The sequence below is a fragment of the Sulfuricaulis limicola genome (genome assembly GCF_002355735.1).
GTDB lineage: Bacteria > Pseudomonadota > Gammaproteobacteria > Acidiferrobacterales > Sulfurifustaceae > Sulfuricaulis > Sulfuricaulis limicola.
Map to the genome: position 1 here is coordinate 1,086,245 of NZ_AP014879.1, position 13,051 is coordinate 1,099,295.

A 13,051-nucleotide genomic window follows, 5' to 3' on the forward strand; every position below is an offset into this window, starting at 1 on the left:
CCCGGGAGTTGTCCTAACTCTTATGCGCCGTCGAATTACCTGGACGAAGCAAGCTGGACCTTTCTAGTTTGTCGAAAAAGATGTGGTATTTCGACATATTCATTCGACGTGTCGATAGTGACGACAGATCCCCGTTATCGGCATGCTGACAGGCGTCCCCTGTCGCGAGCCCCGGCTTTGTCGAAGAAGCAATCGCTGGCGCGTTTATCCGGACCCTGAACAACTATTTCCGAGTTATTCAAATTTTGTACGGCATAGCGTATAAAACAGGAAATACGCCTGTGGAATCTGTAAAAACAGAAAGATAACAATGCCAGAAAGGGCCCAATCCCATCCAAGGATCTGTTGGCCCTCCTAAATCCCTAAGCCCTATGGCACATGAAAGCGTCCCGCAAAGTTCATGATGGGCGGGCAGCCGCAAAAACCACCATAAAATATGATTGTCCCATAAATGTTATATTTTGCACGCCATAAACAGTCAGAAACTGACCATGAACGGCGTACAAAATATAACAAGGGGTCCCTTGGGAAAGGCCGAAACGCGTTTCCTGGCCAAAATCGCCGGACGCGCCACCTTTACGATCGAGGCCGCCAGGGATGCCTTGGCGTACGCGCGCGCGGGCTCGGCCCAAAAATTCCTGGAACGGCTTCAAGAGAAGGGGTGGATTAAACGGGTACGCCGCGGACGCTTCGCTGTCATCCCGCTTTCCTCCGGCGAAGGCCGCACTCCGCAGTTACATGAATTCATCGTGGCCATGGAACTGGTCACGCCAGCGGCAATCGCCTACTGGTCGGCGCTCAACCATCACGGCCTGACCGAGCAATTGCCCCGCGCGGTATTCATCGCCACCGATCACCCCGTGCGCCGGCCCCCGAAGCAGGTGCTGGGGGTCAATTACAAGCTCATCTCACTCAAGCCCGCCAAGTTTTTCGGCGTGGTGAAGGACTGGATCGATGAGCAGCCGTTTCAGGTGACGGACAAGGAAAAAACCATCGTTGATGGTCTGGACCTTCCGCAGTACGTGGGCGGGGTGGATGAAATCGCCAAGGCGCTCGCCGGCAACTGGTCGGAGCTCGATGAAACGAAGTTACGCCACTACGCCGGCAAGATCGGCAACAGCGCCGTCGCCAAGCGCCTGGGCTTCTTGCTGGAGACGCTCAAGCTCGGCGACCCCGAGGCGCTGCGCAAGGCCGTGTCCATCGCGCCCGGATTCTCGCCCCTGGACCCCACGCTGCCCAAGCGCGGCAAGTACAACCGCCGCTGGGGGCTGCTCGTGAACATTGAGACAAGGGCAGCCTTTAGCATTTGGCCTCCGTATGGGTGTGTATAAAGGTTGACACATAATAATAAATGCAGATACTTGTGCACGTGACCGCGGCCTCGACAACGACAAAACAGGTCCTCAAGCTCGCTGAACAAATGGGGGTCCTCCGGGTCCGCGACCTGACTTCACGGGGGATTCACCCGGAGTACCTGCGTCGGCTGTATCGCCAGGGACTACTCATGCGTACCGGGCGCGGCCTCTACGTCGCGGCCGACGCTGAGATTTCGGCGCACCACGGTCTGGCGCAGGCCTGCAAGCGGGTGCCGCATGGGGTAATCTGCCTGCTGTCCGCGCTCCAGTTTCATGAGCTGGGTACCCAGATCCCGCACGCGATATGGATGGCGGTAGACCGCCGGGCCGCGCGCCCACGCATGGATTACCCGCCGCTGCGCATCGTGCGGTTTTCCGGCCAGGCGCTGACCGCCGGTATCGAAGAACATAAGATCGAGGGCGTCCGGGTACGGGTCTACAGCCCGGCGAAAACCGTGGCCGACTGCTTCAAGTACCGCAACAAGATCGGGCTCGACGTCGCGCTCGAAGCGCTACGCGAATGCTGGCGCGCGCGCCGCTGTACGATGGATGAGCTTTGGCGCTGCGCGAAGATCTGCCGCGTGCAGAATGTGATGCAGCCGTACCTGGAGGCGATGGTCGCGTGAGTAACAAAGTGCACCACGCCGCTTTATCACCGCGATCGGTCCCATAAGCTCTATCCACGGAGGCCTTATGTTAGGATTCCAGCACAAATAGAAGGGTTTGGAGGAGGGCATTGGTCCCGGAGCCGGAAAAACAAGCCAGGGAGACGATAGATAAGCTGCTTTCCCAAGCCGGCTGGGTGGTTTGCGACGCCTCTCAAGTTAACAGCCCCATTCACTTAAAATGTGGTGGCAATGCCATTGCCGCCGATCGTCTGCGAAGTCGAAACAAAATCGGAGCAAACTTTAAGCGCGCGATTATCGCCGCCAGTCATTTTTAGTCTGGGCGTTCTCAGTGAAAGTGACTCACTTGGCCACCAGAACTATTGAAGGCGTCTATGGGTGAAGTTACCGGTAAAAGAGAAGTCGTAACGCTCGATGGTACACCAGACAAGAGAATGTTCTGGTCGATCATTAGCGATTATGACGTTCAAACTGCGCTTTGTGAATTGATCGATAACGCAATCGATCAATGGATGGGAACAAAACTCCGGGCGCCTTTAGCTGTTGAGCTGGTCCTTGATGCAGATCGACAACTTATTTCAGTTGAAGACAATGCAGGTGGCATAGGTAAGTCAGACTTACGGATGCTAATCGCTCCTGGAAGCAGCAGAAACGATCCATCCGCAGCAACCATCGGTATATTTGGTGTTGGGAGCAAGCGTGCTGTTGTTGCTCTTGCAGAGAACGTAGTAATCAAGACACATCGAAAAGGAGACAGTACCTTTCAGATTGATGTAACAAGCGACTGGCTTGAATCCCCGAACTGGGATATACCAGCTTACGAAATACCAAGCATACCTGCCGGTGTTACGTCTATTGATTTATTAGCTCTCCGTAAAACGTTTTCTGATTCTGATGTTCAAAGTTTGAAACGCCATCTTGGTGAGACATACGCATGGTTTCTTAAACAAAAAGATTGTTCAATTTCTGTTAATGGCGATGTAATTAAGGCAATAGGTTTTGAGACTTGGGCGTATCCGCCTAGTTTTGAGCCCCAGCGCGCAATCTTTGATGTTGACCTTTCTGGATCTGGAAAAATCAAAGTCGATATGACCGTAGGTCTAATTAGGGACCGTGACCCCGAAGCAGACAACTACGGGGTATATTTCTACTGCAATCATCGCCTTATTGTTAAAGAACTCAAAGTTCGGGAAGTGGGATACTTTGTTACGTCGGAGGCAGGTGTTCCACATCCCGACGCGTCACTTTGCCGAGCAATAATCAGATTGGATGGAGAAGCTAGGCTGATGCCATGGAACAGTAGCAAGACAGGTATCAACTATAGTCATCCGCTCTTTCATGCCATTCGACCTGGGTTGCTCCAGCTCGTTACCCAGTTTAGTTCGCTCTCTCGTCGTCTTAAGGATGACTGGGAAGAGAAGGTTTTTAAGTTCACCAAAGGCGCAGTCCAACAAGCTGATGAGACCGCGGTTGCTCAGGGAAAGAAGCTTGTTTTACCTCCTCTGCCAAAAGTAAATAAACCTCATGTTGAATCTCTCAAAGCGAGAAATGAGGGAAAGATTGCAGATCAGCCTTGGACCCTTGGTTTAGTAGAGGCGGTTGCTGCCGTCACGATCTTGAATCGTCAGAAACTCGAAACCAAAAACCGAATTTCATTGATATTGCTTGATAGCAGTTTCGAGATTGCGTTAAAAGAATTTGTTGTACATCGCACAGATCTGTTTCCGCCAAAACAGTTCTCGGATACGAAGATTAAACAATTATTCGAACGAAGAAATGACGTGATTACTGCGGTGACAAGCAAGGTGAACATTCCAAAGAAACTTCTCGACAAGGCCAAGCATTATTATGGGTTGCGCAATAAGTTAATTCATGAGCGAGCGACGGTTGATGTTACGGACTCAGATGTCGAAAACTACGACAGCACAATTCGCGAAATGTTACATATCCTTTTTGGCCTAGATCTTTGATAGGAAAAATGCCGAGCTCTGGCTATAAGCTTCTTCGAATTAAAGAATTAAAGGGTCCAGGCTCAATAAATTGGACATACAACCGCTAGCTGGTCGGGTGGTTTGCGACCCGGGCAAAGCCAATATCCATGTTCGCGAGACGTCGTGGACGGCCGCTAAAGAACTAACTTAAAAGACCCATGAATTTATGGACGTGGAGTTGATGGAAAAGCAGGTCAAATCAAAACAGCGGGTCGCCGACCACGGGGAGGTATTTACTCCCGCGTGGATGGTCGAGGCGATGCTCGACCTCGTCAAGGGCGAGACCGAGCGCATTGACTCTCGCTTCCTGGAGCCGGCGTGCGGGAGCGGGAACTTCCTTAAGCGGATCCTGCAGCGTAAGCTCGCCGCCGTCGAACTCAAGTTCGGAAAGTCCGACTTCGAAAAGCAGCACTACGCCCTTCTCGCGCTGATGTGCTCATACGGGATTGAGCTCTTGCCGGACAACATTGCCGAGTGCCGCGCGAACATGCTGGAGATTCTCGCCGACTACCTGAAGATCGAGGAGGCGAATGACCTGTATCGAGCCGCTTCCTACGTGCTGTCGCAGAACCTCGTACACGGTGACGCTCTGAAGATGCGCGCCAGCGATGGCCAGCCGATCACCTTTGCTGAATGGGGCTACCTCGGGAAGGGGAAGTTCCAGCGTCGCGACTTCCGTTTGGACGTGCTGACGGGGGCGTCAGCATATAGCCGGGAGGGCGACCTCTTTACCAACTTGGGCAAGCACGAGATCTTCACGCCGACCAAGACCTACCCGCCGATGACGGTACGCCAGCTTGCCTGCGCGGCGATCGGCGATGCCCCGAAGGAAACCGTATGAACGGCCAGGCAAGCTTTTCACTCCGCGGACGCAACCCGGATGTATTGACCTGCATTGCAAACCTTTCGAACGATGAAGTGTTCACGCCCCCCGAGTTCGCCAACAGGATGCTGGATACCCTCGCCGAGGCGTGGGCGGCCGACAACAACGGCGCGGATATATGGGCAGACAGTTCGGTGACGTTCCTTGACCCGTGCACGAAGTCGGGCGTGTTCCTCCGTGAGATCACCAGCCGCCTCACCAAAGGCCTGGCAGCCAAAATTCCGAACCTTGAAGATCGCGTCAATCACATCCTGACCAAGCAGGTGTTCGGTATCGGCATCACGTATCTCACCAGCCTGCTGGCGCGCCGGAGCGTGTATTGCTCGAAGCATGCCAATGGCCCGCACTCCATTGCCAAGTCCTTCGCCAGCGATGACGGCAACATCTGGTTCGAGCGCACCGAGCACACGTGGGTCGATGGCAGGTGCGAGTACTGTGGCGCAAGCCAAAAGACCCTCGACCGGGGGGAAGGCCTCGAAACCCACGCGTATGCGTTCATCCACACCGACGACATAAAGTCTCGGGTGACCGAGTTGTTAGGAGGCAATATGCAGTTTGACGTAATCATAGGGAACCCACCGTATCAACTAAGCGATGAAGGCTTTGGAACGAGCGCAGCGCCCATTTATCAGCATTTCGTAGAGCAAGCAAAGGCGTTGGAGCCTCGCTACCTATCGATGATTATTCCTGCCCGTTGGTTCGCAGGTGGCAAGGGGCTGGATGAGTTTAGGGAGTCCATGCTTAACGACAATCGCCTGCGTTCAATTGACGACTTTCTGAGCGCCTCGGACGTCTTCCCGGGAGTTGGCCTTAAGGGCGGCGTTTGTTACTTCCTCTGGGAACGGGACAATCCTGGACAGTGCCGCGTTGCCACTCATTTCAAGGACTGGCCTCTCTCTACGGCCAGTCGTCCGCTTCTTGAAGAGGGCGCGGACGTGTTCATCCGCTTCAATGAAAGCCTGTCGATTCTCAAGAAAGTAACGGCTGCTGAGAACGACAATACTACCTCACTGTCGCTGCCTGAAAATAAGCGTTTCGATCAACTTGTTAGTTCCAGAAAGCCGTTCGGGCTTGAGACGACGTTCAAGGGCAAGGTCGCCAAGCGTACTGGTGACGTACTGGTCTATCAGAACGGCGGTACGGGATATGTCGCCAGAAAATCGGTGTCGACTGGCACTGAACTCATCGACAAGTGGAAGATTTACGTTGGCCGGGCTGCTCCGGGAACTGGCAACAGAGACACCTATCCGCACAAAATCATCAGCACACCATTCGTCGGGGAGCCGGGTAGCATTTCCTCAGAGACCTATCTCTGCATCGGCCCGTTCGACTCGAAGAGTGAGGCAGAAAGTGCCTTGTCCTATCTCTGCTGTCGGTTGACGCGTCTCTTGATTCTCCTGCATAAGCCATCCCAAGACACCACGCGCAAGGTCTACACTTTCGTACCAACCCAAGAGTGGACGAGGAGATGGACGGATGAGGATCTCTACGCGAAATATGGCATCACCGTCAGTGAAATCGCGTTCATCGAGAAGGTTATCCGCCCGATGGATCTGAGCGGACCCACTGAGGATGAGTAAGACCATCGAGGAGATCCTTGCGCCGAAGCCAGAGGCTCGACCGCGCATCTACGCCTACTCCATTGACGACAAGGCGCACCAGGGTCTCCTCAAGGTGGGGCAGACGACGCGCGATGTGAAGCAGCGTATCGCCGAGCAGGTCAAGACCGCCGCCATCAAGAATTACAAGATCGAGCTGGACGAGTCCGCCGAGCGTGACGATGGCTCGATCTTCACTGATCATCACGTGCGCGCGGCGCTTATCAAGAAGGGCTTCGCAAACACCGAGTTGGAATGGATGCAGTGCTCGGTCGCCGTGGTGCGGACCGTGCTCACCGAGATCCGCACCGGAAAGCAAGTCACCGGCACGCATCATGAGACGTTCCCGATGCGTCGGGAGCAGGTCGAGGCTGTGAACAAGACGCACGCCTACTTTCACTCGATCTGGAATGAGGATATGAACGCAGTCCCGCGCTTCCTCTGGAACGCGAAGATGCGCTTCGGCAAGACTTTCACCACGTACCAGTTGGCCAAGAAACTCGGCGCCAAGCGAGTGCTCGTGGTGACCTTCAAGCCCGCGGTCGAGGATGCGTGGCAGACAGACCTCGAATCTCACGTGGACTTCGATGGGTGGCAGTACCTCTCTCGCAACTCCGACAGGAATCCCACCAAGATCGACCGCAAGAAGCCGGTGGTCTATTTCGGTTCGTTCCAGGACCTCCTTGGCCGCGACGAGGTGGGGAACATCAAGCCCAAGAACGAATGGCTGCACAAGGTGAAGTGGGACCTCGTGGTCTTCGACGAATACCACTTCGGCGCATGGCGGGAAACGGCAAAAGAGCTGTTCGAGGGCGAGGACACGGCGGTGGCCGTGAAGGAGGCGAAGCTCGAATACGCCGCCGACCTGGAGGAGGTGAACGAAGACCTCACCGTGCTCTCGGTGAAAGAGGCCGAGTTCCTTCCGATCACGACCAAAGCCTATCTTTACCTCTCCGGCACGCCGTTCAAGGCACTGGCCACGGGCGAGTTCATCGAGGAGCAGATCTTCAACTGGACGTACACCGACGAGCAGCGTGCCAAGGAAAAGTTCGCCGCCAAGAATCCCGGCAAGTGGAACCCCTACGGCGCACTGCCGCAGATGCGCCTGCTGACCTATCAGATGCCGGACGAGTTGCTGGCAATCGCGAGCGCCGGGGAGTTCGATGAATTCGATCTCAACGAGTTTTTCGCCGCGTCCGGCACAGGCAAAAGCGCGCAGTTCAAGCACAAGAGCGATGTGCAGAAGTGGCTAGAGATCATCCGAGGCTCGTACACGCCGCAGGTTGCCGAGCACCTCAAGACCGGAACACGGCCGCCGTTTCCGTACTCGGACATCCGCCTGTTGCCGTACCTTCAGCACGCGTTGTGGTTCCTGCCGAACGTTGCCGCCTGTCACGCGATGGCGAACTTGTTGGCCGAGAAACACAACACATTTTGGCGCGACTATAAGGTCATCATTGCGGCCGGTGCATCGGCGGGCATCGGACTCAGTGCGTTGCCGCCTGTGCGTTCGGCCATTGGGAGCGGTTTTGAGACGAAGACAATCACGCTTTCGTGCGGCAAGCTCACGACCGGCGTGACCGTGCCACATTGGTCATCCATCTTGATGCTCCGTAATCTCAAGTCGCCCGAGACCTATTTTCAGGCCGCGTTCCGCGTGCAGTCGCCATGGTCCATCAAGAACCCCAACGGCGACAATCCGAACGAAGAGGAAATCCTCAAGCCCGTCTGTTTCGTATTCGACTTCGCGCCCACCCGCGCGCTGCGGCAACTCTCCGAGTATGGGATCGGACTCTCGCCAAGCGAGTCGAACCCGGAGAACGCCGTCAAGGATCTCGTTTCGTTTCTGCCAGTGCTGGCCTATGACGGCGCCAATATGACGCAGATTGATGCGGGCGGGATTCTCGATATCGCGATGGCGGGCACTTCGGCCACGCTCCTGGCTCGCAAGTGGGAGTCCGCGCTGCTCGTGAACGTGGACAACGACACCCTGCGCCGCATCCTGGACAATCCCGAGGCGATGGCCGCCGTGGAGCGCATCGAGGGCTGGCGCTCGCTCGGCGACAACATCATCGAGACGATTATTAACAAGAGCGAAAAGGTCAAGGAACTTAAAAACAAGGCCAAGGACACTGACCTGTCTGCGAAACAAAAGAAGCAACTCACCGACGAGGAGAAGGAGTACAAGTCCAAGCGCAAGCTCGTCCAGGAGAAGTTGATCAAGTTCGCCACGCGCATCCCCGCGTTCATGTACCTGACGGACTTCCGTGAGAACAAGCTCCAGGATGTCATCACCAAGCTCGAACCAGACTTGTTTCTTGCCGTCACCGGCCTGACGGTGAAGGACTTCCACCTGCTCGTACGTCTGAGGGTGTTCAACACCGAGCAGATGAATCAGGCCGTCTTCGCCTTCCGCCGGTACGAAGACGCCTCACTCCGCTATACGGGAATCGAGAGTCACGAGGGTCTGTTGCACTACGGGCTCTACGACACCGTGGTGGCGAGGAATTGAAAGGTGGGTGCAAATTATCTAGGAGTGACTACCTGCGATGCGTCGACATACTAAGACAACTAGTTTTCCGTTTGATACTTCGATCAATGCTGCGAGTACTGCGCAATCAGAAACCAAACCTATTATCACAACGGTATTAATTCCGCTGGGTTCATTCTTAGTGGCAGGTCTCGCACTATTAGTACAGGCAGTGCCCTGGTGGGTTACAGGCATTGTTGTTTTCTATGTTGTCGTCGTCGCACTGGTCGGATTAATACCGGCATCTATACGCACCTATCGCTTATTGCGGAGTTGGATGCGACAGCGTGCGGTTGCGCACCGATACACACCGTTGATACGCCGTTTTTTAACCACGTTGGTGCCAAATCTTGAGGAGTCACGCGCTGACACCGTATTTAACGTATGGAAGAGCGCTATCCCGTTGGACCAAGGACGCAACCAAGTGAGACCTGATTACGCACATTTGAGAACGCTGCAGTCGTGGCTTCGTTCAATTGATTCGCGCCTGGAAGTTGATGGTAGGAGCAATTTTGACCAACTTTGTAGCGAGCTGGCTGAGGTGGTTCTTCAGTACAACAGGTTATGCGAACAGGCTCATCGTGAGATTGAAGCTATCGTCATTGGTGGTAAAGCTGAAGATCACCAGATTCGATATCTTAAGCAGGAATGGAACAATGCGAGGGATAAACATAATCAGACAATCAAAGCATGGGAGGATCTCGCAAAAAATATAAACCATGACGCTGGCGAAAGAATATGCTTCGATCATGGCAGTTTTTTGAAGACGGTTGGATAAAAAAGCGACAGCGCAATAAATCCAGGCAGCCATCGCTCAGAAATCACTGGAACCGGAGAGGTATTGGCCGAGCTCGATCATCGCAGCTGTGTTTGCTGTGACCAGAGGACTTGAATAAGTATATCCTATGTGCAATTATTCACACATTAAGTGAAAATATGTACATGGAATATACATGGAACCCATAGCAGGACTCGGCAAGGAATCCCGCAAACGCTTGGCAGAGATTATCCGGGGAACACAGGGGACAGTTTCAGTACCCCAGGCCGCGAAAATCCTGAAGCTGCCTTCCAGCAAGGCGGCCAAGATGCTCGCACGCTGGGCGAAGCAGGGCTGGCTGTCGCGTGTACGGCAGGGTTTGTACGTGCCGGTCCCGCTTGAAGCGCGCACAACCGATGTCGCACTTGAAGATCCGTGGCTCATCGCAGAACGGCTTTATTCACCCTGTTACATCGGCGGTTGGACGGCCGCGGAGTATTGGGGGCTGACCGAGCAGATCTTCCGCACCATCATCGTCCTGACGACACTTAAACCGCGGAACCGCAGACCGAGGATCAGGGGTGTTGAATTCCTGTTGCGTACTATCCCCGCAAAATCCCTGTTCGGCACAAAACCTGTGTGGCGCGGGCAAGTAAAGGTCAATGTCGCTGATCCCACGCGGACCATCTTGGACATGCTGGCCGATCCGGCATTGGGTGGTGGATCGCGCCCGACAGTGGATGTGTTTCGTAACTATATCGGCTCGGATAAGAAGGACACCAGGCTACTGATTGAATATGCGGACCGTCTCGGCAATGGCGCCGTGTTCAAGCGGCTTGGGTTTATCGCCGAACGTGTCGCGTCCGGGGAGAAAACACTGATCGAAGCCTGCCGCGCACGCCTGACGCAAGGTAATGCCAAGCTCGACCCTTCCTTGCCGGCCGGCAGGCTCGTGAGTGCATGGCGGTTGTGGATACCCGAGAACTGGGCGAAGGCGAAGGGGAGAGCTTAGTGATTACTCGACAGGAGATTGTGGACTTGGCCAGAGAGTTTGGCCTTAATCCCAATGTCGTTGAGAAGGATTACGTCCTCGGTTGGCTGCTCGCCGGTATTTTCAATCATGCCGCGCTGCAACCGGATTGGGTCTTTAAGGGCGGGACATGTCTGAAGAAGTGTTATTTCGAGACATATCGTTTCTCGGAAGACCTGGATTTCACGCTTACCGATGCGGCGCACATCGATCAGCCATTCCTGGTGGCGACGTTTACTCAAGTCGTGCAGTGGATATACGACCACTCCGGCATAGAGTTTCCTGCGGATGCAATGCGTTTCGAAATTTATGAGAATCCCCGTGGTCGCCGCGCCGTTGAGGGTCGGATAAGTTATCGTGGCCCGATGGGCCGTGGCGGTGATCCGGCAAGAGTGAAGCTGGATTTAACGGATGACGAGGTGCTGGTCCTGGAACCGGTGATGCGGGAAGTGCACCACCCATACTCGGACAAGCCACCCGAGGGCATACATGCCCAATGCTACAGCTACGACGAGGTTTTTGCTGAAAAGATACGCGCATTGGCGGAACGCGAGCGGCCTCGCGATTTATATGATGTGATTCATCTGTACCGCCACGCCGAATCAAGGCCGGACCGCGTACAGCTACTGCAAACACTCGAACGAAAATGTGAGTTCAAAGGAATTCCCATACCAACGATCGCCAGCCTGGATAACAAACCTGAACGCGCGGAATTGGAGGCAGAGTGGGCAAATATGCTCGGTCACCAGCTTCCGCAGTTGCCACCGTTCGATCAATTTTGGCGGGAATTGCCGGAGGTGTTCGACTGGTTACACGGCGCGCCAGAAAAGGCCACGCCTGCGCCAATGCCGGTGGCGGCCGATGTCGATACCACATGGGCGCCGCCGCCGATGGTGCACGCCTGGCACGCGGCCGTGCCATTGGAAGTGATACGCTTCGCGGCGGCGAACAGGCTGTGCGTTGAGCTTGGCTACGATGGCAGTCGCCGGCTAATTGAACCTTATTCGCTGCGAAGAACACGAGAGGGAAATCTATTATTGCATGCAGCAAGGCACGAAAGCGGAGAACCGCGGTCTTATCGCGTTGATCGGATAGAGAGCGCGACCGCTACGCGGATTTCCTTCGTTCCCAGATATGCGATTGAGCTGACGCCAACAGGGCCGCTCGTCGCACCTCCGAGCGCGCCGCGGTCATCCAGCTTGAGCGTGTCTAGTTTTGGGCGAAGAGGATTCGGAGGTAGGTCGAAATCCGCCCGCTCCGGATTCGGGCCAACCTACGTTATCGAGTGCCCATACTGTGAAAAGAAGTTCTCACGTAAGGAGCGCAACACACGCCTAAAGCCGCACAAGGACAAGCACGGTTACCCGTGCCCTGGGCGTACTGGTTATCTGGTGGACACGCGGTAAACTTCTCCCAGGATCCTGCACGGCCCCTGCAGTATCCCTCGCCTCGAACATGACATGTATTGTGCCGTGCAGAGACCGTAGATAGGCTCGAGGAGAGATGACCGTCCCGATACGCTAAAGCTGATGGCGCCGCGAGATGGTGAGATAGAAATCCACCGCGGATATCCGAAAGCAGCGCCGACGGAGCTCGCGATGGCCAGCCAGGACCACATGTAGGATCGTTACTGTGTTTGAATCAGACGAGAGGACCGGCACGGTAATCCGATTATTCTGTCCGATCAACCGGTTCGATTCAGCAATGCCGCCGAGTCAGACCGTATAGGCGAAAGAAAAAAATTTGAAAAGCGCGGGAGATAAATGATCAAAATGTGCATCTATCTCCCTTGACGAAAAAATGCATTCATGCAAAATACGCGCGTTCAAGTCGCCCTCGCGGGACTTGATCGGAAACAGGACAAGAGACTTCATAGCGTGCGACGCGTCGTCGCGAAGTAGCTGGGCTGCCTGCCACCTTCGAGCGCAGGAAAACCAGCGTAGTTGGGATGGTAAGAACTTCACTCCATGCGGAGCCGATCTCGCCATATCCCGGTAGCGAAGCGCAGTAGAGTGATTGTCAGAGAGAGTGTAAAGCGATTGTCCGGCAGACCGTGCAAGTCCTGTTCGGACCAGGTGCTCAGGCACTCGTAGTTTGATGTCGGCACAGGACCGCCACGGTCCAATGCCCAACGCTCCGACAAGGTGGTGATTGCCGGAGTGTAGCGATGTAGGTCGGAACCCGACGCGAACGGCCTTTCCCAAAAGCCTTCCGGCGGGTTAACGGTAGACGAGGCGCAGCCTCGTCTCCGAAGCGATGGGGAAGGAAGCAGCGGTCACGC

9 protein-coding genes are annotated in these 13,051 nt (G+C 55.0%); all 9 read left to right on the top strand.

Translation table 11 applies throughout. The features are described 5' to 3' along the window. The first annotated feature begins 524 nt into the window (after window positions 1-524). The 9 genes from SCL_RS05345 (at window position 525) to SCL_RS05385 (ending at window position 12,176) form a co-directional block, all read left to right on the top strand. Window positions 525-1,331, top strand: coding sequence for a type IV toxin-antitoxin system AbiEi family antitoxin domain-containing protein (locus SCL_RS05345; RefSeq protein ID WP_172425934.1), 807 nt, complete (start codon window positions 525-527; stop codon window positions 1,329-1,331). Between the two features lie 38 nt (window positions 1,332-1,369). Next, window positions 1,370-1,981 carry a type IV toxin-antitoxin system AbiEi family antitoxin domain-containing protein gene (locus SCL_RS05350; RefSeq protein WP_420823638.1) on the top strand — a complete coding sequence of 204 codons (612 nt, stop codon included), beginning with the start codon at window positions 1,370-1,372 and terminating at the stop codon, window positions 1,979-1,981. Window positions 1,982-2,355: 374 nt separating this feature from the next. After that, a complete protein-coding gene (locus SCL_RS05355) occupies window positions 2,356-3,951 on the top strand; it encodes an ATP-binding protein (protein ID WP_096360266.1) in 1,596 nt (531 codons plus the stop codon). Between the two features lie 202 nt (window positions 3,952-4,153). After that, window positions 4,154-4,813: an N-6 DNA methylase gene (locus tag SCL_RS05360; RefSeq protein WP_096361852.1), complete on the top strand. Its 660-nt coding sequence runs from the start codon at window positions 4,154-4,156 to the stop codon at window positions 4,811-4,813. After that, on the top strand, window positions 4,810-6,435 hold the full coding sequence (locus SCL_RS05365) for an Eco57I restriction-modification methylase domain-containing protein (protein WP_096360267.1): 1,626 nt from the start codon (window positions 4,810-4,812) through the stop codon (window positions 6,433-6,435). The genes SCL_RS05360 and SCL_RS05365 overlap by 4 nt, the downstream gene beginning before the upstream one ends. Beyond that, entirely contained in the window at window positions 6,428-8,965 is a 2,538-nt protein-coding gene (locus tag SCL_RS05370) for a DEAD/DEAH box helicase family protein (protein WP_172425935.1), read from the top strand. Before SCL_RS05365 ends, SCL_RS05370 begins: the two co-directional genes overlap by 8 nt. Before the next feature lie 37 nt (window positions 8,966-9,002). Further along, entirely contained in the window at window positions 9,003-9,761 is a 759-nt protein-coding gene (locus SCL_RS14000; RefSeq protein WP_148664998.1) for a hypothetical protein, read from the top strand. 175 nt (window positions 9,762-9,936) lie between these two features. Then, window positions 9,937-10,752, top strand: coding sequence for a type IV toxin-antitoxin system AbiEi family antitoxin domain-containing protein (locus SCL_RS05380; RefSeq protein WP_096360270.1), 816 nt, complete (start codon window positions 9,937-9,939; stop codon window positions 10,750-10,752). After that, window positions 10,701-12,176 carry a nucleotidyl transferase AbiEii/AbiGii toxin family protein gene (locus SCL_RS05385; RefSeq protein ID WP_096360271.1) on the top strand — a complete coding sequence of 492 codons (1,476 nt, stop codon included), beginning with the start codon at window positions 10,701-10,703 and terminating at the stop codon, window positions 12,174-12,176. Before SCL_RS05380 ends, SCL_RS05385 begins: the two co-directional genes overlap by 52 nt. Window positions 12,177-13,051 lie beyond the last annotated feature (875 nt).